We start from the raw sequence: 25,083 nt of genomic DNA, 5'->3' as shown, positions 1-25,083 counted from the left end.
TTTACAGCCCTACTCAACTGTGCGGAGGTGGGACGACGAAATCGTATTCTAACGAATTACCGATTTCTGTCCCACTCTCAGTTTTTTTGATGAAAGATGCTAATAAATATTCACAAAAATCCTTATATATGATAAAATAATACAATCTTATAAATTGGGAGATGAATGATGAATATTTTTAGAACCAAAGACGTTAGTCTAGGTAAGACAGAAATGCATCGCCATTTAAAACTATGGGACTTAATTCTCTTGGGAATTGGTGCTATGGTGGGAACAGGTATTTTTACGATTACAGGAACTGCTGCAGCAACATTAGCAGGACCTGCCCTTGTGGTATCGATTGTAATTTCTGCTATCTGCGTATCCTTATCTGCACTCTTTTTTGCAGAATTTGCTTCTCGTGTTCCTGCAACGGGTGGAGCCTATAGTTATTTATATGCAATTTTGGGTGAATTCCCAGCCTGGATTGCAGGTTGGCTGACTATCATGGAATTTATGACAGCTGTTTCTGGTGTCGCTTCAGGTTGGGCGGCCTATTTTAAGGGTTTGCTTAGCCATTATGGAATTTCCTTGCCGCAAGCCTTCAATGGAACTTTTAATCCTGAACATGGTACTTATATTGATCTTTTACCGATTTTAGTAATTCTACTTGTTACAGGCGTTGTACTTTTAAATTCGAAAGCAGCTCTTCGTTTTAATTCTATTCTTGTTGTTTTAAAATTTTCTGCTCTTGCCTTATTTATTCTAGTTGGTATTTGGTACATTAAACCTGAAAATTGGTCAGATTTTGCACCATTTGGTTTTGGTCAAATTTATGGTGGAAGTACTGGAATTATGGCAGGTGCTTCACTGATGTTCTTTGGATTCTTAGGGTTTGAGTCCATTTCTATGGCAGTTGACGAAATTCAAAGTCCACAAAAGAATATTCCACGTGGGATTGTTTTATCCTTAACCATTGTAACCATTCTGTATGCCTTGGTTACCTTGATATTGACAGGTATCGTTCATTATAGCAAGCTCAATGTTGATGATGCAGTGGCTTTTGCTCTGAGAAGTATTGGTATTGGTTGGGCAGCTAATTATGTTTCACTCGTTGCAATTTTTACTTTGATTACGGTATGTATTTCCATGACTTACGCCTTGTCTCGAATGATTTATAGTTTGGCACGTGATGGGCTCATGCCTCAGAGTTTCAAACAAGTGACTAAGACCAGTCGTGTCCCTAAGAATGCAACTATTTTAACAGGTGTTGTTTCAGCGATTGCAGCGGGGATCTTCCCTCTAGCAAGTATCGCAGCCTTTCTCAATATTTGCACCTTAGCCTATCTTATTCTCCTAGCCTATGGGATCATCAAATTGAGAAAAGATAAGGGTATGCCCAAAGAGGGAGAATTTAAAACACCCCTAGTTCCTTTTTTACCAATCTTGTCTATTCTGATCTGCCTTTCATTTATGCTTCAATATACCCTTGAAACATGGATGGCATTTGGACTAGCTTTATTAATAGGCGTTATTATTTACTTTGTTTATGGATATAACCATTCGACTGTAGCTGAAAATGAATAAAGAAAAAAATCGCGAAATTCGCGATTTTTCGATTTTTTATAACTTCTCGTTAACAAAACGAACGAAGCGATTCCACCAAACTTTTAAGAAGAAGGCTTTTTCGACATTTTTTTCTGCGACCATCTCAAAACTAGGTTTGTCAGTTGTAATGTATCCTTGACCAACTAGATCCTTGTCTTCATAAGTCAAATGTCCAACGACAGTTCCTGCCTCTAGTGGAGCAGTGTGTTCAGTAGTGTCCGCTGAGTAGGTAATAGTTGATTGTGTACGACTACCAAGACGTTGTACGATTTTGATATCTTCTTTGGCGACAGCTGTAACTGTATCTTCCTTCCCATCTAATACAGGCGATTTACTATCTTCATAACTCTCTCCTTGTTTGACAATTGTCTGAAGAGCAAAGTTTGATGAGATGTAATCTAAAATAGAAGAAGTAGCTGTGAAGCGTGCATATGGATTAGTATCTTGGTTGTCAGCGTTTAAGACAACTGTGATGATGCGCATTCCTTTTTCTACAGTCGTACCTACAAAGGATGCTCCAGCTTTATCAGTCGTACCAGTTTTAAGTCCATCAACACCACCACGATAGGCAGGCATTCCTTCCAACATATAGTTGGTAGAATGAATTGTCATCCCTGCAAAAGTAGAAGAAGGTTTCTTGGTGATTTCTAAAACTTGAGGATACTTGAGGATGAGATTGCGAGCAACGACAGCAACATCATAAGCGCTCAATTTGTTTTCATCATCTTTCTTTGAACCAGGATAGATATTAGTGCCAAGAGTTTCATTGTTGAGCCCTGTTGTGTTGACGAGTGTAGCGTCTTGAATTCCCCATTCTTGTAGTTTTGCCTTCATCATATCTACAAAGTCCTTCTCAGAACCGGCAATTTTTTCAGCTAAAGCGATAGCAGCACTGTTAGCGCTAGATACCAAAGTTGCTTCTAGCAACTCTTCGACAGTGTAATTTCTAGCTTCCATGGGAACATTACTAGCCGCAGAATTAGTTGTCAACTGGTAGGGGTAATCAGAAATTTCTACAGGAGTAGAAAGAGAGATTTTCCCCTGTTCCAAGGCTTCGTAAACGAGATATACGGTAAGCAATTTGCTAATAGAAGCAATTTCAACAGGTTGAGTAGCATCCTTTTCGTATAATATCTTACCGCTATTAGCTTCAACAGCAATGGCATGTTTTGCTGCTACATCAAAATCCTGGGCAAAAACCGTAGTAGCGGAACCAAACGAAATAAGTGTTAATAGTGTTAAAAATAATTTCTTCATAGTAATTGTATTCTATCATAAAGACAAAAAATATTCTTGTTTTTATAATGTAGGTTATCAATCTTTTTTGAAATATGGTAAAATAGGAAAAAGAGGAGGTGGCTTATGTTTCGGAGAAATAAATTATTCTTCTGGACCACTGAGATATTATTAATAACCCTTATTTTCTACTTATGGAGAGAAATGGGTGCTATTATTACACCCTTTGTCAGTGTTGCAAATACGATCATGATTCCTTTTTTATTGGGAGGATTTTTGTATTACCTAACCAACCCAATTGTTATCTTTTTAGAGAAGGAATGCAAGATCAATCGCATCATTGGGATTTTGTTAACCCTTTGTGCCTTAATTTGTGCAATCGTACTTAGTTTTGTCTATCTGCTACCGATTTTGATTAATCAGTTGAGTAGCCTAATCTATTCGAGTCAAAACATTTATGGTCGTCTTCAAGATTTAGTCATTGAGTTATCAAAACATCCAGCCCTGCAAAATCTAGATATTCAACAAACTATTCAACAACTAAATCTCTCATATGTTGATATTTTGCAAAATATCTTGAACAGTGTGACAAATAGTGTTGGCAGTGTTCTCTCTGCACTCGTAAGCACTGTATTGATTATCATCATGACACCAGTCTTCTTGATTTACTTCCTACTTGATGGTCATAAATTTTTACCGATGCTAGAAAGAACTGTATTAAAACGAGATAAATTGAACATATCTGGTTTATTGACAAACCTAAATACAACTATTTCTCGTTACATTAGTGGAGTGTCTATAGATGCAGTTATTATTGGATGTTTAGCTTTTATCGGTTATAGTGTGATTGGTCTAAGATATGCCTTGGTCTTCGCCATTTTTTCTGGATTGGCTAATTTGATTCCCTATGTAGGACCAAGCATTGGCTTGATTCCAATGATTATTTCAAATCTCTTCACCGATCCTCATAAAATGATTATTGCTGTCATTTATATGTTGATTATTCAGCAAGTTGATGGAAATATTTTATATCCACGTATTGTGGGTGGGGTTATGAAGGTTCATCCGATTACTATTTTAGTCTTGCTTTTATTATCAAGTAATATTTATGGTGTGATTGGGATGATTGTTGCTGTTCCAACCTATTCCATTTTAAAAGAGATTGCTAAATTCTTAGCTCGATTGTATGAAAATCATAAGGAAGCACAAGAAGTTGAAAAGCATCTATCAGAATAAAGATGTCGGGATAAAAAATCCCGACCTTTTTTGATCATTGCATCTTTGGCACTGTAGTTGATCAAACTTTTTATTAGTTTTAAAACTCTCTAATCTCTTATGATGAAACTTTAATTTTTCTATACATAATTTTTACAAACAACTGAATGATTGGAGTCTTTCGGGGCTGAAAATAGGAAATTCAGACTTGGGTTATCGGATTATGGTCTATCGCCTTTTGCTAAAATAAGCCTATTTATAGATATTTTAAATAAATTGGTAGAGGAAGTAGAGCGAGAATAAGAATAATTCACAAAAACTTTGTAAAACACTTGCAATTTAGCTGAAATTTGATAAAATAGTAAGGAAAGTTAGACTGTATTGCCTACTGTCTATCTATAAAATATATTTTATTGGAGGCTTTTACTCAAATGGCAAAAGAAAAATACGATCGTAGTAAACCACACGTTAACATTGGTACTATCGGACACGTTGACCACGGTAAAACTACCCTAACTGCAGCTATCACAACTGTTTTGGCACGTCGCTTGCCTTCAGCAGTTAACCAACCTAAAGACTATGCGTCTATCGATGCTGCTCCAGAAGAACGCGAACGCGGTATCACAATCAACACTGCGCACGTTGAGTACGAAACTGAAAAACGTCACTACGCTCACATCGACGCTCCAGGACACGCGGACTACGTTAAAAACATGATCACTGGTGCCGCTCAAATGGATGGAGCTATCCTTGTAGTAGCTTCAACTGACGGACCAATGCCACAAACTCGTGAGCACATCCTTCTTTCACGTCAGGTTGGTGTTAAACACCTTATCGTCTTCATGAACAAGATCGACTTGGTTGACGACGAAGAATTGCTTGAATTGGTTGAAATGGAAATCCGTGACCTTCTTTCAGAATACGACTTCCCAGGTGACGATCTTCCAGTTATCCAAGGTTCAGCTCTTAAAGCTCTTGAAGGTGACTCTAAATACGAAGACATCATCATGGAATTGATGAACACTGTTGATGAGTACATTCCAGAACCAGAACGTGACACTGACAAACCATTGCTTCTTCCAGTCGAAGACGTATTCTCAATCACTGGACGTGGTACAGTTGCTTCAGGACGTATCGACCGTGGTACTGTTCGTGTCAATGACGAAATCGAAATCGTTGGTATCAAAGAAGAAACTAAAAAAGCAGTTGTTACTGGTGTTGAAATGTTCCGTAAACAACTTGACGAAGGTCTTGCAGGAGATAACGTAGGTGTCCTTCTTCGTGGTGTTCAACGTGACGAAATCGAACGTGGACAAGTTATCGCTAAACCAGGTTCAATCAACCCACACACTAAATTCAAAGGTGAAGTTTACATCCTTACTAAAGAAGAAGGTGGACGTCACACTCCATTCTTCAACAACTACCGTCCACAGTTCTACTTCCGTACTACTGACGTTACAGGTTCAATCGAACTTCCAGCAGGTACTGAAATGGTAATGCCAGGTGATAACGTGACAATCGACGTTGAGTTGATCCACCCAATCGCCGTAGAACAAGGTACTACATTCTCTATCCGTGAGGGTGGACGTACTGTTGGTTCAGGTATGGTTACAGAAATCGAAGCTTAATTCGATTTAGTTCCCAGAAGAACAATTATTTAAGTCAGACACTAAAAGAATCTTGCTATGCAAGGTTCTTTTTTTGCGATCAAAAGTGAGAGAGTTCCTTTTTTACAATTTCATAAAATCATGGTAAAATGGTTAAATATTAAATTTGGAGAAAAATATGAAGTACAAGCGTATCGTATTTAAAGTGGGAACTTCATCCCTGACACATAAAGATGGAAGTTTATCTCGCAGTAAAGTAAAAGCTATCACACAACAGCTTGCAATGCTGCATGAAGCAGGTCATGAGCTGATTTTGGTGTCTTCTGGGGCTGTTGCAGCAGGTTTCGGAGCCTTAGGATTTAAAAAACGACCAACAAAGATTGCGGATAAGCAAGCTTCAGCAGCGGTTGGTCAAGGATTGCTTTTGGAAGAATATACAACAAATTTGCTCTTAAGACAGATTGTTTCAGCGCAAATCTTGCTAACTCAGGATGATTTTGTCGATAAGCGACGTTATAAAAATGCCCATCAAGCTTTGTCAGTCCTGCTTAATCGTGGTGCGATTCCTATTATCAATGAAAATGACAGTGTCGTTATTGATGAGCTCAAGGTCGGGGATAATGATACACTTAGTGCCCAGGTAGCTGCAATGGTGCAGGCAGATCTTTTGATCCTCTTAACAGATGTAGACGGTCTTTATACTGGTAATCCTAACTCGGATCCAAGAGCTAAACGTCTGGAGAGAATTGAGACCATCAATCGAGAAATTATTGATATGGCTGGTGGAGCAGGCTCATCTAATGGAACTGGTGGCATGCTGACTAAGATAAAGGCAGCGACCATTGCGACAGAGTCAGGAGTGCCGGTTTATATCTGTTCATCCTTGAAAGCTGATGCTATGATAGAGGCGGCAGAGAAGACCAAGGATGGTTCTTTCTTTGTTGCACAAGAAAAGGGACTTCGTACCCAGAAACAATGGCTAGCCTTTTATGCCAAAAGTCAGGGAGCAATTTGGGTTGATAAAGGGGCGGCAGAAGCCCTCTCTCAACATGGAAAGAGTCTCCTTTTATCAGGAGTTGTAGATGTTGAGAGCAATTTTTCTTATGGTGATATTGTAACGGTATTTGATAAGGAAACTGGAAAATCACTCGGAAAAGGTAGAGTGCAACTAGGTGCATCGGGGCTCAAAGATGTTCTTCGTTCTCAAAAAGCCAAGGGAGTTCTGATTCATCGTGATGACTGGATTTCTATCACTCCTGAAATCCAACTACTCTTTACAGAATTTTAGAGGTAAACTATGGTAAGTACACAAGAACAATTTGAACTGGTACAGGCAGTTAAAAAAACCATCAATACTGCTAGTGAAACAGTAAAAAACCAAGCCTTGCTAGCTATGGCCGATCACTTATTGACAGCTACTGAGGAGATTTTAGCAGCTAATGTTCGTGATATGGAAGCGGCTAAGGGGAAAATCTCAGATGTTATGTTGGATCGTCTTTATTTGGATGCAGGGCGTATAGAAGCAATGGCGACTGGTATTCGTGAAGTGGTTGCTTTACCAGATCCAATCGGTGAAGTCCTAGAAAGAAGTCAGCTTGAAAATGGTTTGGTCATTACTAAGAAGCGTGTGGCTATGGGGGCTATTGGTATTATCTATGAAAGTCGTCCAAATGTGACTTCTGATGCAGCTGCCCTTGCTCTCAAGAGTGGAAATGCGGTTGTCCTTCGTAGTGGTAAGGATGCCTTTCAAACAGCTCATGCCATTGTCACAGCTTTGAAGAAGGGCTTGGAGACTACTACCATTCATCCAGACGTCATTCAATTAGTAGAAGATACCAGTCGTGAAAGTAGTTATGCTATGATGAAGGCTAAGGATTATCTAGATCTGCTTATTCCTCGCGGAGGGGCTGGTTTGATCAATGCCGTGGTTGAAAATGCTATTGTACCAGTTATCGAGACAGGAACAGGGATTGTTCATGTCTACGTTGACAAGGATGCAGATGAAGTCAAGGCACTGTCTATTATCAATAACGCTAAAACTAGTCGTCCTTCAGTCTGCAATGCCATGGAAGTGCTGCTTGTTCATCAAGACAAGGCGGCAAGCTTCCTTCCTCGTTTGGAGCAAGTTCTGGTTGCCGATCGAAAAGAAGCTGGACTGGAACCGATTCAATTGCGTCTAGATGAGAAAGCTAGTCAATTTATTTCTGGGATAGCAGCGGAGTCACAAGATTTTGACACTGAGTTTTTAGACTATGTCCTAGCTGTAAAAGTAGTTTCTAGTCTTGAGGAAGCTGTAGAGCATATAGAAGTCCATAGCACCCATCATTCGGATGCGATTGTGACTGAAAATGCTGATGCCATAGCTTACTTTACAGATCAAGTGGACTCGGCAGCGGTTTATGTCAATGCTTCAACTCGTTTCACAGATGGTGGACAATTTGGTCTTGGTTGTGAAATGGGGATTTCTACTCAGAAATTACATGCGCGTGGTCCAATGGGCTTGAAGGAATTGACCAGCTACAAATATGTGGTTACTGGTGATGGACAGATAAGGGAGTAAAGAGATGAAGATTGGATTTATCGGTTTGGGAAATATGGGTGCTAGTTTAGCTAAGGTAGTCTTGCAGGCAAAAACTAGTCATCAGATTTTCCTTGCCAATCGTAGTCAAGCCAAGGTGGATACTTTTATTACCAACTTCGGTGGTCGGGCTTCTAGCAATGACGTAATCTTTGCAGAAGCAGATGTGATTTTTCTAGGAGTAAAGCCAGCTCAATTTTCTGAACTGCTTACTCAATATCAGTCAATCCTTGAGAAACGAGAAAGTATTCTTTTGATTTCTATGGCAGCTGGTTTAACCTTGGAAAAACTCGCTAGTCTTCTTCCAAGTCACCATAGGATTATTCGTATTATGCCTAATACCCCTGTTGCTATTGGGCAAGGAGTGATTAGTTATGCCTTGTCTGCAAATTGTCATCCAGAAGACAATGAACTATTTTGTCAACTGTTAGCCAAGGCTGGCCAATTAGTTGAATTAAGCGATGGTTTAATAGATGCAGCAACAGGGCTTGCAGGCTGTGGACCAGCCTTTGTCTATCTATTTATCGAAGCCTTGGCGGATGCAGGTGTTCAGACAGGATTGCCACGAGAAATGGCTCTGAAAATGGCGGCTCAAACAGTAGTTGGTGCAGGTCAAATGGTACTAGAAAGTCAGCAACATCCTGGAGTCTTAAAAGACCAAGTTTGCAGCCCTGGAGGTTCGACCATTGCTGGTGTAGCAAGTCTAGAAGAACATGCTTTTAGAGGAACCGTTATGGATGCTGTCAACCAAGCCTACAAAAAAACTCAAGAATTAGGCAAATAAGAGGTGAGCGTTAAAACTCAACCTCTTTTTTTCTTACAAAGAAGGAAATGAAAAAAGCTTTTCACAAATCCCTATTTTTTTGATAGAATAGAAGAGAGAAAAATAGAAATGAGTCAGACATGTCAAAAGGATTTTTAGTCTCTCTTGAGGGACCAGAGGGAGCAGGAAAAACAAGCGTTCTTGAAGCCCTAATCCCTATATTAGAAGATAGGGGAGTGGAAGTTTTAACAACCCGTGAACCAGGTGGGGTCTTAATTGGAGAAAAAATTCGCGAAGTTATCCTAGATCCTAGTCACACTGAAATGGATCCTAAGACTGAGCTTCTCCTCTATATTGCTAGTCGTCGACAACACTTGGTGGAAAAGGTCTTACCAGCACTTGCAGCTGGAAAACTGGTTATCATGGATCGCTTTATCGATAGTTCTGTTGCTTATCAGGGCTTTGGGCGTGGTTTAGATATCGATGCCATTGATTGGCTTAATGAATTTGCGACTGATGGACTGAAACCTGATTTGACTCTTTATTTTGATATTGAGGTCGAAGAGGGACTGGCACGTATTGCTGCCAACAGTAATCGGGAAGTCAATCGTTTGGACATGGAAGGTCTGGATCTACACCGAAAAGTCCGTCAAGGTTACCTTTCTCTTATTGAAAGAGAAGGAAATCGCATCGAAAAAATCGATGCTAGCCTACCACTTGATCAAGTGATTGAAAATACGCAGCAGCTACTTTTTGACAGGATGGGATTAAGGAGATGAAACAAGAGCAATTAAGAGCTTGTCAGCCTCTACAATTTGAACGTTTTGTTCATATCTTGGAGCAAGGGCAACTCAATCACGCCTATCTCTTTTCAGGTAATTTTGGAAGTTTAGAGATGGCCCTTTTCTTGTCTAAAAGTCTCTTTTGTAGTGAGAAAACTGGTATTTTTCCTTGTGAAAAATGTCGGAATTGTAAATTGATTGAGCAGGAAGAGTTTCCTGATGTGACCATAATTAAACCTCTGAATCAAGTCATTAAGACGGAGCGTATTCGAGAATTAGTTGGTCAATTTTCCCAGTCTGGTATTGAAAATCAACGTCAGGTCTTTATTATCGAGCAAGCGGAAAAAATGCATGTGAATGCTGCAAATTCACTCTTGAAGGTTATTGAAGAGCCACAAAGTGAGATTTATATTTTCTTTTTGACCGATGATGAGGAACAGATGTTACCAACGATTCGAAGTCGGACACAGATTTTCCAATTTAAGAAACAAGTCTCTACTTTAATGTCACAGCTTGAAGAGGCTGGTTTAGTAAAAAATAAAGCTAAGCTATTGGCTCAGTTTAGTCAATCGCAGGGAGAGGCTGATAAGCTTGTCCATCAAGCAGGATTTTGGACACTAGTAGATGAAAGTGAACGTTTCTTTTCGTGGCTTTTAGCCCATAAAAAAGAATCCTATTTGCAGGTTGCGAAACTAACGAGTTTGGCTGATGATAAAGAAAAGCAAGATCAAGTGCTCAGGATTTTAGAGGTACTAGCTGGTCAAGAGATTCTCAATGTTTCAGCTCGAAACATCTTGCAAAATCTCGTCCAAACTCGAAAAATGTGGCGGGCCAATGTTAGCTTTCAAAACGCTTTGGAATACCTGGTTTTACAAAAAAATTTAAAGTAAAGATAGATTATAGAAAGGGCTGTAATGAATAAAAAAGAATTATTTGATGCTTTAGATGACTTTTCACAGCAATTGTTGGTAACCTTGGCAGACGTCGAAGCTATCAAGAAAAATCTCAAGAGTTTGGTAGAGGAAAATACAGCTCTTCGTTTAGAAAATGATAAACTGAGAGAACGTTTGGGAGAGGTTGAGGAGACAGCTCCAGCTAAGACTAAACATGTAAGGGAAAATGTCCGTCGCATTTATGATGACGGTTTTCATGTTTGCCGTGACTTTTATGGTCAACGTCGGGAGCAAGATGCAGAATGTATGTTCTGTGATGAACTGTTGTTTAGGGAGTAAGTATGCAGATTCAAAAGAGTTTTAAGGGACATACTCCCTATGGTAAGCTTTATCTAGTCGCAACGCCAATTGGTAATCTAGATGATATGACTTTTCGCGCCATTCATACCTTGAAAGAGGTCGACTGGATCGCGGCAGAAGATACTCGTAATACTGGACTTTTGCTCAAGCATTTTGAGATCTCAACCAAGCAAATCAGTTTTCACGAACACAATGCCAAGGAAAAAATTCCTGATTTGATTGGTTTGTTGAAACAAGGTCAAAATCTTGCCCAAGTATCTGATGCAGGGATGCCTAGTATTTCTGACCCGGGTCATGATTTGGTTAAGGCTGCGATTGAAGAAGATATCGCAGTTGTCACGGTTCCAGGAGCTAGTGCAGGAATTTCTGCCTTGATTGCCAGCGGCTTGGCACCACAACCCCACATCTTTTATGGTTTTCTACCACGAAAGTCAGGCCAACAAAAGCAATTTTTCGAAGTCAAAGAAGCTTATCCAGAAACTCAGATTTTCTATGAATCTCCTCACCGTGTAGCGGATACACTGGAGAATATGCTAGAAGTCTATGGTGATCGCTCGGTGGTCTTGGTCAGAGAATTGACCAAAATCTTTGAAGAATATCAGCGTGGAACTATTACTGAATTATTAGAAAGTATTTCTCAAACACCTCTTAAAGGCGAATGCCTTCTCATTGTAGAAGGTGCTAGTCAAGAAGTAGAGGATAAGGATGAAGAGGATTTATTTTCTGAGATACAGGACCGCATTCAGCAAGGCATGAAGAAAAATCAAGCCATTAAGGAAGTTGCAAAGATTTACCAATGGAACAAAAGCCAGCTATACGCAGCTTATCACGAATGGGAAGACAATCAATCCAATGACTAAACAGGGAAGTTTGCCTTCTTCCCTTTTTTTGTTATACTAGAAGAAGAAAAAAATAGAAAGATTTGTGGGAGTGAAAAAGTCCGGGGGACTTTTTCAGCCTGAGCCTGAAAACTCGAAAGCGAGAAAAGTTCGGTTGGCTTTTTTTATGTGAATCTTTACTTCGCACTCCCAAAGAGGTATTAGTGTCGTGTCTCAATCTTATATCAATGTTATCGGTGCGGGCTTGGCGGGTTCTGAAGCAGCCTACCAAATCGCAGAGCGTGGTATTCCAGTTAAACTTTATGAAATGCGTGGTGTCAAGTCAACACCGCAACACAAAACTGACAATTTTGCAGAATTAGTGTGTTCTAATTCCTTGCGTGGAGATGCTCTTACAAATGCTGTCGGCCTCCTCAAGGAAGAAATGCGTCGCCTAGGTTCTCTTATCTTGGAATCTGCTGAAGCAACTCGTGTTCCTGCTGGTGGTGCCCTTGCGGTGGACCGCGATGGTTTCTCTCAAATGGTTACTGAAAAGATTGCCAACCATCCCTTGATTGAGGTCGTTCGTGACGAAATTACAGAATTGCCAACGGATGCTATTACAGTTGTAGCGACTGGACCTTTGACTAGTGATACCCTTGCTGAGAAAATTCACGCTCTTAATGGCGGTGACGGTTTTTATTTCTACGATGCTGCAGCGCCTATTGTGGATGTCAACACCATTGATATGAGCAAGGTTTATCTCAAATCTCGTTATGATAAGGGAGAAGCAGCTTATCTCAATGCTCCGATGACCAAACAAGAGTTTATGGATTTCCATGAAGCCTTGGTCAATGCAGAAGAAGCTCCGTTGAATTCTTTCGAAAAAGAAAAATACTTCGAAGGCTGTATGCCAATCGAAGTCATGGCTAAACGGGGTATCAAAACCATGCTCTATGGTCCTATGAAACCAGTTGGTTTGGAGTATCCAGACGATTACACAGGTCCTCGTGATGGAGACTTTAAAACTCCTTATGCGGTCGTTCAGCTTCGTCAGGACAATGCTGCAGGTAGTCTTTATAACATCGTTGGTTTCCAAACTCACCTTAAATGGGGAGAGCAGAAGCGTGTTTTCCAAATGATTCCAGGTCTCGAAAACGCTGAGTTTGTTCGCTATGGAGTCATGCACCGCAATTCATATATGGATTCACCAAATCTTCTTGAACAGACTTATCGTTCTAAGAAACAACCAAATCTCTTCTTTGCTGGTCAAATGACGGGTGTGGAAGGCTATGTTGAGTCAGCGGCATCAGGTCTAGTAGCTGGTATTAACGCAGCTCGTCTTTTCAAGGGAGAAAGTCCTGCTATTTTCCCAGAAACGACTGCAATTGGCAGTCTAGCCCATTACATCACCCATGCGGACAGTAAACACTTCCAACCAATGAACGTCAATTTCGGAATTATCAAGGAATTGGAAGGCGACCGCATTCGTGATAAGAAGGCTCGTTATGAAAAAATCGCAGAGCGTGCCTTGGCTGATTTGGAAAACTTTTTATCCGTTTAAAATTTTCAAAAGAATAACTCATGAGACTATAAAATTCTCAAAAAATGTGATAAAATAGTTTGAATAAAATAAAGGAGCGAAGTCAGGTGGAACCCAAATATAAACGTATTTTGATTAAGTTATCAGGTGAGGCCCTTGCTGGCGAACGTGGTGTCGGAATTGATATCAAAACAGTTCAAGCAATGGCTCAAGAAATTCAAGAAGTACATAACTTAGGTATTGAGATTGCCCTCGTTATTGGTGGAGGAAATCTCTGGCGTGGAGAACCTGCTGCAGAAGCTGGAATGGATCGTGTACAAGCAGACTATACAGGAATGCTTGGAACCGTTATGAATGCTCTTGTTATGGCAGATTCATTGCAACAAGTTGGTGTGGATACACGTGTTCAAACAGCCATTGCTATGCAACAAGTAGCAGAACCTTACGTTCGTGGTCGTGCCCTTCGTCATCTTGAAAAAGGACGCATTGTTATCTTTGGTGCGGGAATTGGTTCACCATACTTCTCAACAGATACAACAGCGGCTCTTCGTGCAGCTGAGATTGAAGCGGATGCTATCTTGATGGCTAAGAATGGTGTCGACGGCGTCTACAATGCTGATCCTAAAAAGGATAAGACAGCTGTTAAATTTGAAGAGTTGACTCACCGTGACGTGATTAATAAAGGTCTCCGTATCATGGACTCAACAGCTTCAACACTTTCAATGGACAATGATATTGACTTGGTAGTTTTCAACATGAACCAACCAGGAAATATTAAACGTGTTGTATTTGGTGAAAATATCGGAACTACAGTTTCAAATAATATCGAAGAAAAGGAATAAGAAATCATTATGGCAAACGCAATCGTAGAAAAAGCAAAAGAGAGAATGACCCAATCTCACCACTCACTTGCTCGTGAGTTTGGAAGTATTCGTGCTGGCCGTGCTAATGCTAGCTTGCTTGACCGCATCCAAGTTGAGTACTATGGTGTTGAAACACCACTTAACCAAATTGCTTCTATCACAATCCCAGAAGCGCGTGTCTTGTTGGTAACACCATTTGACAAATCATCTTTGAAAGATATCGAACGTGCTTTGAATGCTTCAGACCTAGGTATTACACCAGCTAACGATGGTTCTGTTATTCGCTTGGTAATCCCAGCTCTTACAGAAGAAACTCGTCGCGACCTTGCTAAAGAAGTGAAAAAAGTCGGTGAAAATGCTAAAGTTGCTATCCGTAATATCCGTCGTGATGCTATGGACGAGGCTAAGAAACAAGAAAAAGCAAAAGAAATCACTGAAGACGAATTGAAGACTCTTGAAAAAGATATTCAAAAAGCAACAGACGATGCTGTTAAACACATCGACGAAATGACTGCCAACAAAGAAAAAGAAATCTTGGAAGTCTAAGAAATAAACAGAAAAACTCAGTTGGCATTGCTGGCTGAGTTTTATTCGAAAGAAGGAAATATGAATACAAATCTTGCAAGTTTTATCGTTGGACTCATCATCGATGAAAATGACCGTTTTTACTTTGTTCAAAAGGATGGTCAAACATATGCCCTAGCTAAAGAAGAAGGTCAGCATACAGTTGGTGATACGGTCAAAGGTTTTGCTTACACAGACATGAAGCCAAAACTACGTTTGACAACTATAGAAGTGACTGCTACTCAGGAACAATTTGGTTGGGGAACAGTAACAGAGGTTCGTAAGGACCTGGGTGTTTTTGTTGATACAGGATTACCAGACAAGGAAATCGTTGTGTCACTAGATATTCTCCCTGAACTTAAAGAACTCTGGCCAAAGAAAGGTGATCGACTTTATATTCGTCTAGAAGTGGATAAGAAGGACCGTATCTGGGGAATCTTAGCTTATCAGGAAGATTTCCAACGATTGGCACGTCCTGCCTACAATAACATGCAGAATCAAAATTGGCCTGCCATTGTTTACCGTCTCAAATTATCAGGAACCTTCGTCTATTTACCAGAGAACAACATGCTTGGATTTATCCATCCAAGTGAGCGCTATGCAGAACCACGTTTGGGCCAAGTGCTAGATGCGCGTGTCATTGGTTTCCGTGAGGTTGACCGAACGCTTAATCTCTCTTTAAAACCACGTTCTTTTGAGATGTTGGAAAATGATGCGCAGATGATCTTGACTTATTTGGAAATCAATGGTGGCTTCATGACCTTGAATGATAAGTCATCACCAGATGATATCAAGGCTACTTTCGGTATTTCAAAAGGTCAATTTAAAAAAGCACTCGGTGGTTTGATGAAGGCTGGCAAAATCAAGCAAGATCAGTTCGGCACAGAGTTGATTTAGGAGGCTTATGAGAAAATCATTTTATACTTGGCTCATGACCGAGCGCAACCCTAAAAGCAATAGTCCCAAAGCAATTTTAGCGGACTTGGCCTTTCAGGAATCAGCTTTCCCAAAACATACGGATGATTTTGATGAAGTCAGTCGTTTTTTAGAGGAACATGCTAGTTTTTCCTTTAACTTAGGAGATTTTGACCGTATCTGGCAGGAATATTTAGAACATTAAGGCTACTAGATGGGGTTGGGGATAGTAATTTCTCAGCCTCTTTGCTATAATATAGTCATTCAGTTTATCTTTTATGAGGATTTTCCTTATTTTGACAAGTATCGTTTACCATTACGAATTGTCAGAGTGATAGGATTTTTGAAAGTTATTTCATACTTAAAAGAAAACAAAATGATAAAACGAAATAAGAGAATTAGAGAGGTTCTTTGTTTGAAGGAACATTCAATAGATATTCAACTGAGTCATCCAGATGACCTATTTCATCTTTTTGGGTCCAATGAGCGCCACCTTAGATTGATGGAGGATGAATTAGATGTCATCATCCATGCTCGTACAGAGATTGTTCAAGTCTTGGGAGCAGAGAATGCTTGTGAGGAAGCCCGCCAAGTTATCCAAGCCTTAATGGTCTTGGTCAATCGCGGAATGACTGTTGGAACTCCGGATGTGGTGACAGCCATTACCATGGTTAAGAATAATGAAATCGATAAGTTTGTCGCCCTCTATGAAGAAGAGATTATCAAGGATAATACAGGTAAGCCAATCCGTGTTAAAACCTTGGGTCAAAAGCTTTATGTGGATAGTGTCAAACAACACGATGTGACCTTTGGGATTGGGCCGGCAGGAACAGGTAAGACCTTCTTAGCAGTGACTTTGGCCGTAACAGCCCTCAAGCGTGGACAAGTCAAGCGAATCATATTGACACGTCCAGCAGTGGAAGCAGGAGAGAGCTTAGGATTTCTTCCAGGTGATCTCAAGGAAAAGGTCGATCCTTATTTACGACCAGTTTATGACGCCTTGTACCAGATTCTTGGGAAAGATCAAACAACCCGTCTTATGGAACGTGAAATTATTGAAATTGCTCCTCTGGCCTATATGCGTGGGCGTACCTTGGATGATGCCTTTGTCATTCTCGATGAGGCGCAAAATACGACCATCATGCAGATGAAGATGTTCTTGACCCGTCTTGGATTTAACTCGAAAATGATTGTCAATGGGGATATTAGCCAGATTGACCTACCTCGTAATGTCAAGTCAGGTTTGATTGATGCTCAAGAAAAACTCAAGAATATTCATCAAATTGACTTTGTTCATTTCTCAGCCAAGGATGTGGTTCGCCACCCAGTTGTAGCTCAAATTATCAGAGCCTATGAACCTCTACCTGTCAAAGCTGAAGAAAGTGAAGAAGAAACAGAATAAAGAAAAAGGTTGGGCAAAAACTAGCTTTCCAATAAAACCACACAGTGATTCCAGTCTTGAATCAAATCAAGCTGAAAGAAACACTGTGTGGTTTTTGAATAGTGGATGTTTTAGAGGCTAGATTCTTGGCCAATTTGGTGAGATACGTGAACATAAAGATGAAATCCTATTTCTGTTGCGACAGCTTGTTTACCTCTGACATGCACTCTGCGCACGCCAAAAACACTCTTCAATCTACCAAAACGAGTTCAACATCAATTTTCCGTTTGGCATAGATTCGAGAGCCTTCTTCACTATGTAATGTTTGCTTAAGGAGTTCCTTAAAGTAATTCCAAGTTGGATTATAATGGATTTGTTTCTGATTCCCACTATCTGTTTTAGCCAACTGTTCTAACTCAGGAGTATCTTGAACTTTATCCGTCTCATAAATCTTGAAATCACGTTGAAAATCATACTTATCGGTTTGACTAGAGTAGTTCTTAAAGGAATAAACTATGCCATCGGGCTTTATAAACTGGTCCGTGTCCTCAAGATATTCCCAGTTCATTGGGTTATCTGTGCTCGTTTAGTACTTTTTAGTCAATTTTGATTAGGTTGTTGGCATGTTTACTGGAGTGGAAGTTATTAATCGTTTTATAGCTAACATAGGTATCTTGCCTCAACCATTTCATAGGAATGACTTCTTCGTTCATTTGAACGATTTTACGTCCAGAGAACACTTGACGAGCATAAGCGAACAGGGTCATCTTCATGAGCATGGCTGGATGAAAGGCAGGGCGGCCAGTGTAGGAGGTCTCTTCCAATAGAACTTGACTAGGAATACTGTCCACATAGAGGCTAATCATTCTCGTTCGTGAATTAGTGGAATATCGTAGGCAAGATTCACTTCCAAACTTAACTGAGTTTTTAGTGGTTTTAGTAGTGGTTCAACTTGATTCCTACTATTCTTGATGGTGTGAATGTGCTTATAATGTATTCCAGTTAACCACGAAAGCTTTGGATTTCATAAAATTAACACAGGTTAAAAAACAAATTAATGTGTATTAATTTTTTCTTGACTTAAATTTTTTTAATTGATATACTATTTTTCAGAGAGCTAACAATTATATATAAATGTACTACTCTATTTCCTAGATAATACTTCATAAAACTTTTTATAACAAAGGCTAGCAAAGTTAAAGTTTTCTATCTTTAGGAAGTTAAATAAATATGTAAGGAATTAAAATGAAAAAAAGTACAGTATTGTCATTAACCACAGCTGCAGTTATTTTAGCAGCATATGTCCCTAACGAGGTAGTCTTAGCAGAAACATCTAGTTCTGAAGATGCTGTAACTATCTCTGATAAAGAAAAAGTAGCAGTAGATAAGGAAACAGAAAATAAAGAGAAACATGAAGATATTCATAATGCTATAGAAACTTTAAAGCATACTGAAGAGAAGCAAACAACAATTATTGAGGAAAAAGAAGTTGTTAGTAAAAATCCTGTGATAGACAATAACACTAGCAATGAAGAAGCAAAAATCAAAGAAGAAAATTCCAATCAATCCCAAGGAGATCATGCGGACTCATTTGTAAATAAAAACACAGAAAATCTCAATAAAGAAGATAAAGTTGTATATATTGCCGAATTTAAAGATAAAGAATCTGGTGAAAAAGCAATCAAGCAACTATCCAATCTTAAGGATACAAAAGTTTTATATACTTATGATAGGATTTTTAATGGTAGTGCGATTGAAACTACCCAAGATAATCTGGACAAAATTAAACTAATAGAAGGTATTTCATCTGTTGAAAGATCACAAAAGGTCCAACCCATGATGAATCATGCTAGAAAGGAAATTGGAGTTGAAGAGGCAATTGATTACCTAAAGTCTATCAATGCTCCATTTGGTAAAAATTTTGATGGTAGAGGCATGGTCATTTCAAATATCGATACGGGAACGGATTATAGGCATAAGGCCATGAGAATCGATGATGATGCTAAAGGCTCAATGAGATTTAAAAAAGAAGACTTAAAAGGTACTGATAAAAATTTCTGGTTGAGTGATAAAATCCCTCATGCTTTCAATTATTATAATGGTGGTAAAATTACTGTAGAAAAAGCTGATGATGGAAGCGATTATTTTGATCCACATGGGATGCATATTGCAGGGATTCTTGCGGGAAATGATACTGAAAAAGACATCAAGAACTTTAATGGAATAGATGGAATTGCTCCTAATGCACAGATATTCTCTTATAAAATGTACTCTGACGCAGGATCTGGCTTCGCAGGAGATGAAACAATGTTTCATGCTATTGAAGATTCCATCAAACACAACGTCGATGTTGTTTCGGTATCATCTGGCTTTACAGGAACAGGTCTTGTAGGTGAGAAATATTGGCAAGCTATTAGAGCGTTAAGAAAAGCAGGCATTCCAATGGTTGTAGCTACTGGTAACTATGCGACTTCTGCTTCAAGTTCTTCATGGGATTTGGTGGCAAATAATAATCTGAAAATGACCGACACTGGAAATGTAACACGAACTGCAGCACATGAAGATGCGATAGCCGTTGCTTCTGCTAAAAATCAAACAGTTGAGTTTGATAAAGTTAAGATTGGAGGAGAAAGTTTTAAATATAGAAATATAGGAGCCTTTTTCGATAAGAATAAAATCATAACAAATGAAGATGGTTCAAAAGCTCCTAGTAAATTGAAATTTGTATATATAGGCAAAGGTCAAGACCAAGATTTGATAGGATTGGATCTTAAGGGCAAAATTGCAGTAATGGATCGAATTTATACCAAGGATTTGAAAAATGCTTTTAAAAGAGCTACGGATAAGGGCGCACGCGCCATTATGGTTGTAAATACTGTAAATTACTACAATAGAGATAATTGGACAGAGCTTCCAGCTATGGGATATGAAGCGGATGAAGGAACTACTAGTCAAGTATTTTCAATTTCAGGAGATGATGGTGTAAAGCTATGGAACATAATTAATCCTGATAAAAAAACTGAAGTTAAAAGAAATAATAAGGAAGATTTCAAAGATAAATTGGAGCAATACTATCCAATTGATATGGCAAGCTATAATTCTAATAAACCGAATGTAGGTGACGAAAAAGAGATTGACTTTAAGTTTGCATCTGACACAGACAAAGAACTGTATAAAGAAGATATCATAGTACCAGCAGGATCCACATCTTGGGGGCCAAGAATAGATTTACTTTTAAAACCTGATGTTTCAGCACCAGGTAAAAATATTAAATCTACTCTCAATGTCATTAATGGGAAATCAACTTATGGTTATATGTCAGGGACTAGTATGGCAACTCCAATCGTTGCAGCTTCTACTGTTTTGATTAGGCCCAAGTTAAAGGAAATGCTTGAAAGACCTGTGTTGAAAAATCTTAAGGGAGATGACAAAATAGATCTTACAAGTCTTACAAAAATAGCCCTACAAAATACTGCACGGCCTATGATGGATGCGACTTCTTGGAAAGAAAAAAGTCAATACTTTGCATCACCTAGACAACAGGGAGCAGGTCTAATTAATGTTGCCAATGCTTTGAGAAATGAGGTTGTAGCGACTTTCAAAAACACAGATTCTAAAGGTTTGGTAAACTCTTATGGTTCTATTTCTCTTAAAGAAATAAAAGGAGATAAAAAATATTTTACAATTAAGCTTCACAATACATCAAACAGACCTTTGACCTTTAAAGTTTCAGCATCAGCGATAACTACAGATGCTCTAACTGATAGACTAAAACTGGATGAAACATACAAAGATGAAAAATCTCCAGATGGTAAGCAAATTGTTCCAGAAATCCACCCAGAAAAAATCAAAGGAGCAAATATTACATTTGAGCATGACACTTTCACTATAGGCCCAAATTCTAGCTTTGATTTAAATGCGGTTATAAATGTTGGGGAGGCTAAAAACAAAAATAAATTTGTAGAATCATTTATTCATTTTGAGTCAGTGGAAGAAATGGAAGCTCTAAACTCCAATGGGAAGAAAACAAATTTCCAACCTTCTTTATCGATGCCTCTAATGGGATTTGCTGGGGATTGGAATAAGGAACCAATCCTTGATAAATGGGCCTGGGAGGAAGGTTCAAAATCAAAAACAATGGAAGGTTATGATGATGATGGTAAACCAAAAATTCCAGGAACCTTAAATAAGGGAATTGGTGGGGAACATGGTATAGATAAATTTAATCCAGCAGGAGTTATACAAAATAGAAAAGATAAAAATACAACATCCCTAGATCAAAATCCAGAATTATTTGCTTTCAATAACGAAGGGATCAACGCACCATCATCAAGTGGTTCTAATATTGCTAAAATTTATCCTTTAGATTCAAATGGAAATCCTCAAGATGCTCAACTTGAGAGAGGATTAACACCTTCTCCACTTGTATTAAGAAGTGCAGAAGAAGGATTGATTTCAATAGTAAATACAAATAAAGAGGGAGAAAATCAAATCGACTTAAAAGTCATTTCGAGAGAACACTTTATTAAAGGAATTTTAAACTCTAAGAGAAATGATGCAAAGGGAATCAAATCTTCTAAGCTAAAAGTTTGGGGTGACTTGAAATGGGATGGACTCATTTATAACCCTAGAGGTAGAGAAGAAAATGCACCAGAAAGCAAGGATACCAAAGATCCTGCTACTAATATAAGAGGACAATTTGAACCGATTGCAGAAGGTCAATATTTCTATAAATTTAAATATAGATTAACTAAAGATTATCCATGGCAGGTTTCCTATATTCCTGTAAAAATTGATAACACAGCCCCTAAGATTGTTTCAATTGATTTTTCAAACCCTGAAAAAATTAAGTTGATTACAAAGGATACTTATCACAAGGTAAAAGAGCAATACAAGAATGAAACGCTATTTGCTAGAGATCAGAAAGAACATCCTGAAAAATTTGACGAGATTGCCAACGAAGTTTGGTATGCAGGAGCCGCTCTTGTTAATGAAGATGGAGAGGTTGAGAAAAATCTTGAAGTAACTTATGCAGGTGAGGGTCAAGGAAGAAATAGAAAACTTGACAAAGACGGAAATACCATTTATGAAATTAGTGGGGCAGGAGATTTAAGAGGAAAAATCATTGAAGTCATTGCATTAGATGGCTCTAGCAATTTCACAAAGATTCATAGAATTAAATTTGATGATCATGCTGATGAAAAGGGGATGATTTCCTATTATCTAGTAGATCCTGATCAAGATTCATCTAAATACCAAAAGCTTGGCGAGATTGCCGAATCTAAATTTAAAAATTTAGAAAATAGAAAAGAGGATAGTCTTAAAAAAGATACAACTGAAGTAGAACATCATCAAGAAAATGAAGAGGCTACCGAAGAAAAATCTAGCTTTACTATCAATAAAGCCATTTCAACAATTAGAGATTTTGAAAGTAAAGACTTGAAGAAACTCATTAAAAAGAAATTTAGAGAAGTTGATGACTTTACAAGTGAAACTGGTAAGAGGACAGAAGAATACGATTATAAATACGATGATAAGGGAAATATCATTGCTTATGACGATGGTAGTGCCTTAGAATATGAAACTGAAAAACTTGACGAAATAAAATCAAAAATTTATGGTGTTTTAAGCCCATCTAAAGATGGACACTTTGAAATTCTCGGAAAGATAAGTAATGTTTCTAAAAATGCCAAGGTATATTATGGTAATAACTATAAATCGATAGAAATCAAAACGACTAAGTATGATTCACGTTCAAAAACGATGACATTTGATTTATACGCTAATATTAATGATATTGTGGATGGATTAGCTTTTGCAGGAGATATGAGATTATTTGTTAAAGATGATGATCGAATAAAAGCTGAAACTAAAATTAGAATGCCTAAAAAAAATAAGGAAACTAAAACAGAATATCCGTATGCATCAAGTTATGGGAATGTAATAGAATTAGGAGAAGGAGATCTTTCAAAGAATAAACCAAACAATTTAACTGAAATGGAATCTGGTAAAATCTATTCTGATTCAGAAAAACAACAATATCTATTAAAGGATAACATCATTCTAAGAAAAGGCTATGCACTAAAAGTGACTACCTATAATCCTGGAAAGACGGATATGTTAGAAGGAAATGGAGTCTATAGCCAGGAAGATATAGCAAAAATCCAAAAGGCCAATCCTAATATAAGAGTCTTATCAGAAAAAATAATTTATGCTGATAGTAGAAATGTTGAAGATGGAAGAAGTACTCAATCAGTATTAATGTCGGCTTTGGACGGCTTTAACATTGTAAGGTATCAAGTTTTTACATTTAAAATGAATGATAAAGGGGAAGCAATCGATAAAGATGGAAATCTGGTAACAGATTCTTCTAAACTTGTATTATTTGGTAAGGATGGTAAAGAGTACACAGGAGAGGATAAGTCCAATGTAGAAGCTATAAAAGAAGATGGCTCTACGTTATTTATTGATGCAAAACCAGTAAATCTTTCAATGGACAAGAACTACTTTAATCCATCTAAGTCTAATAAAATTTATGTACGAAATCCAGAATTCTATTTAAGAGGTAAGATTTCTGATAAGGGTGGTTTTAACTGGGAGTTGAGAGTTAATGAATCAGTTGTAGATAATTATTTAATCTATGGAGATTTACACATTGATAACACTAGAGATTTTAACATTAAGCTTAATGTTAAAGATGGTGACATCATGGACTGGGGGATGAAAGACTATAAAGCAAACGGATTTCCAGATAAGGTAACAGACATGGATGGAAATGTTTACCTTCAAACTGGCTATAGTGATTTAAATGCGAAAGCGGTTGGAGTACACTATCAATTTTTATATGATAATGTTAAACCAGAAGTAAGCATTGATCCTAAGGGAAATACAAGTATCGAATATGCTGACGGAAAATCTGTAGTCTTTAATATCAATGATAAGAGAAATAATGGATTCGATGGTGAGATTCAAGAACAACATATTTATGTAAATGGAAAAGAATACAAATCATTTGATGATATTAAACAACTAACAGATAAGACACTAAACATTAAGATTGTTGTAAAAGATTTTGCAAGAAATACGACCGTAAAAGAATTCATTTTAAACAAAGATACGGGAGAGGTGAGCGAACTAAAACCTCAGAAGGTAACTGTGACCATTCAAAATGGAAAAGAAATGAGTTCTAAGATAGTGTCGGAAGAAGATTTCATTTTACCTGCCTATAAGGGTGAATTAGAAAAAGGATATCAATTTGATGGCTGGGAAATTTCTGGTGTCGAAGGGAAAAAAGACGCTGGCTATGTTATTAATCTATCAAAAGATACCCTTATAAAACCTGTATTCAAGAAAATAGAGGAGAAAAAGGAGGAGGAAAATAAACCTACTTTTGATGTATCGAAAAAGAAAGATAACCCACAGGTAAATCATAGTCAATTAGATGGAAATCACAGAAAGGAGGATTTGCAAAGAGAAAATCAATCACAAAAATCTGATTCAACTAAGGATGTCACAACTACAGTTCCTGATAGAAATGATAAAAACTTTGAAAATAAGACTGAAGTTTATCTTAATGAACAAAACAGCATAACTAATAAACAGACTAATATCGATAGTAAATCAACTATTAGCAATCCTAATAAGTTACCAAAAACCGGAACAGTTAGCAGAGTCTTTACATTATTTGTTGCTGGAATAATGTTTACCGTAGGCGCATTTCTTGGATTGAAAAAAAAAGATCAAGATTAAGACAAAAGGCATGGATAAAAAATGGTTTATGTATTGAGATTAGATAGTGTGATGATGAAACAGTTTTGTGTAAATAGCCATTTATAACTCAATTATTTAGTTTGCTTTGATAGTGATACTCTTTTTGGATTTATTAATGGACTTAGTTTAGATAACTAATGAATTGATTGAAAGGGTTAATATTGACAAATAGTGATCACATTGATTAGAAACTAGAGTCTATCAAAAT

At 38.0% G+C, this 25,083-nt stretch carries 18 protein-coding genes and 1 pseudogene; 17 read left to right on the top strand and 2 right to left on the bottom strand.

Annotated elements, in window-relative coordinates; genetic code table 11:
• Nucleotides 1-168: 168 nt before the first annotated feature.
• Nucleotides 169-1,566 (top strand): APC family permease, encoded by a 1,398-nt coding sequence (locus tag ADH31_RS05860; RefSeq protein ID WP_049509522.1) that lies wholly within the window; start codon nt 169-171, stop codon nt 1,564-1,566.
• Nucleotides 1,567-1,602: 36 nt separating this feature from the next.
• Here ADH31_RS05860 and pbp3 read toward each other — a convergent pair whose 3' ends face one another.
• Complete coding sequence (pbp3, locus tag ADH31_RS05855) at nt 1,603-2,844, bottom strand: D-alanyl-D-alanine carboxypeptidase PBP3 (RefSeq protein WP_049509520.1); 1,242 nt, start codon at nt 2,842-2,844, stop codon at nt 1,603-1,605.
• Nucleotides 2,845-2,949: 105 nt separating this feature from the next.
• On the opposite strand from pbp3, the gene ADH31_RS05850 reads away from it, so the two are divergent.
• The 15 genes from ADH31_RS05850 to ADH31_RS05780 all read left to right on the top strand — a co-directional run bounded on the left by ADH31_RS05850 (nt 2,950) and on the right by ADH31_RS05780 (nt 17,126).
• Complete coding sequence (locus ADH31_RS05850) at nt 2,950-4,059, top strand: AI-2E family transporter (protein WP_049509519.1); 1,110 nt, start codon at nt 2,950-2,952, stop codon at nt 4,057-4,059.
• Between the two features lie 410 nt (nt 4,060-4,469).
• Nucleotides 4,470-5,666 carry an elongation factor Tu gene (gene tuf / locus ADH31_RS05845; RefSeq protein ID WP_001040718.1) on the top strand — a complete coding sequence of 399 codons (1,197 nt, stop codon included), beginning with the start codon at nt 4,470-4,472 and terminating at the stop codon, nt 5,664-5,666.
• Between the two features lie 157 nt (nt 5,667-5,823).
• Entirely contained in the window at nt 5,824-6,933 is a 1,110-nt protein-coding gene (gene proB / locus ADH31_RS05840) for a glutamate 5-kinase (RefSeq protein ID WP_049509517.1), read from the top strand.
• A gap of 9 nt (nt 6,934-6,942) precedes the next feature.
• Nucleotides 6,943-8,205, top strand: coding sequence for a glutamate-5-semialdehyde dehydrogenase (locus ADH31_RS05835; RefSeq protein ID WP_049509516.1), 1,263 nt, complete (start codon nt 6,943-6,945; stop codon nt 8,203-8,205).
• Between the two features lie 4 nt (nt 8,206-8,209).
• The gene (gene proC / locus ADH31_RS05830; RefSeq protein WP_049509514.1) at nt 8,210-9,007 is read left to right on the top strand and encodes a pyrroline-5-carboxylate reductase; all 798 of its coding nucleotides are present in this window, start codon (nt 8,210-8,212) and stop codon (nt 9,005-9,007) included.
• A gap of 119 nt (nt 9,008-9,126) precedes the next feature.
• On the top strand, nt 9,127-9,765 hold the full coding sequence (gene tmk, locus ADH31_RS05825) for a dTMP kinase (protein ID WP_049509512.1): 639 nt from the start codon (nt 9,127-9,129) through the stop codon (nt 9,763-9,765).
• Entirely contained in the window at nt 9,762-10,658 is an 897-nt protein-coding gene (locus ADH31_RS05820) for a DNA polymerase III subunit delta' (protein ID WP_049509510.1), read from the top strand. The genes tmk and ADH31_RS05820 overlap by 4 nt, the downstream gene beginning before the upstream one ends.
• Before the next feature lie 24 nt (nt 10,659-10,682).
• A complete protein-coding gene (gene yabA, locus ADH31_RS05815; protein WP_049509508.1) occupies nt 10,683-11,000 on the top strand; it encodes a DNA replication initiation control protein YabA in 318 nt (105 codons plus the stop codon).
• Nucleotides 11,001-11,002: 2 nt separating this feature from the next.
• Nucleotides 11,003-11,881, top strand: coding sequence for a 16S rRNA (cytidine(1402)-2'-O)-methyltransferase (gene rsmI, locus ADH31_RS05810; RefSeq protein ID WP_049509506.1), 879 nt, complete (start codon nt 11,003-11,005; stop codon nt 11,879-11,881).
• 187 nt (nt 11,882-12,068) lie between these two features.
• Complete coding sequence (trmFO, locus tag ADH31_RS05805) at nt 12,069-13,403, top strand: methylenetetrahydrofolate--tRNA-(uracil(54)-C(5))-methyltransferase (FADH(2)-oxidizing) TrmFO (RefSeq protein ID WP_049509504.1); 1,335 nt, start codon at nt 12,069-12,071, stop codon at nt 13,401-13,403.
• Nucleotides 13,404-13,489: 86 nt separating this feature from the next.
• On the top strand, nt 13,490-14,224 hold the full coding sequence (pyrH, locus tag ADH31_RS05800; protein ID WP_000433488.1) for a UMP kinase: 735 nt from the start codon (nt 13,490-13,492) through the stop codon (nt 14,222-14,224).
• 9 nt (nt 14,225-14,233) lie between these two features.
• The gene (gene frr, locus ADH31_RS05795; protein ID WP_049509501.1) at nt 14,234-14,791 is read left to right on the top strand and encodes a ribosome recycling factor; all 558 of its coding nucleotides are present in this window, start codon (nt 14,234-14,236) and stop codon (nt 14,789-14,791) included.
• A gap of 60 nt (nt 14,792-14,851) precedes the next feature.
• Complete coding sequence (gene cvfB, locus ADH31_RS05790) at nt 14,852-15,706, top strand: RNA-binding virulence regulatory protein CvfB (RefSeq protein WP_049509499.1); 855 nt, start codon at nt 14,852-14,854, stop codon at nt 15,704-15,706.
• A gap of 7 nt (nt 15,707-15,713) precedes the next feature.
• Nucleotides 15,714-15,929, top strand: coding sequence for a YozE family protein (locus ADH31_RS05785; RefSeq protein WP_016465707.1), 216 nt, complete (start codon nt 15,714-15,716; stop codon nt 15,927-15,929).
• A gap of 210 nt (nt 15,930-16,139) precedes the next feature.
• Nucleotides 16,140-17,126: a PhoH family protein gene (locus tag ADH31_RS05780; protein ID WP_049509524.1), complete on the top strand. Its 987-nt coding sequence runs from the start codon at nt 16,140-16,142 to the stop codon at nt 17,124-17,126.
• Here ADH31_RS05780 and ADH31_RS05775 read toward each other — a convergent pair.
• Nucleotides 17,092-18,078, bottom strand: a pseudogene (locus ADH31_RS05775) (transposase). The gene ADH31_RS05780 and the pseudogene ADH31_RS05775 overlap by 35 nt on opposite strands.
• A gap of 272 nt (nt 18,079-18,350) precedes the next feature.
• Between ADH31_RS05775 and ADH31_RS05770 the strand changes: the two are divergent.
• Nucleotides 18,351-24,854, top strand: a complete 6,504-nt coding sequence (locus ADH31_RS05770) for a S8 family serine peptidase (RefSeq protein ID WP_049509492.1) — start codon at nt 18,351-18,353, stop codon at nt 24,852-24,854.
• Nucleotides 24,855-25,083 lie beyond the last annotated feature (229 nt).

The organism is Streptococcus pseudopneumoniae (genome assembly GCF_001072375.1).
Taxonomy (GTDB): domain Bacteria; phylum Bacillota; class Bacilli; order Lactobacillales; family Streptococcaceae; genus Streptococcus; species Streptococcus pseudopneumoniae_L.
This window is presented reverse-complemented; position numbering and strand designations above follow the sequence as displayed.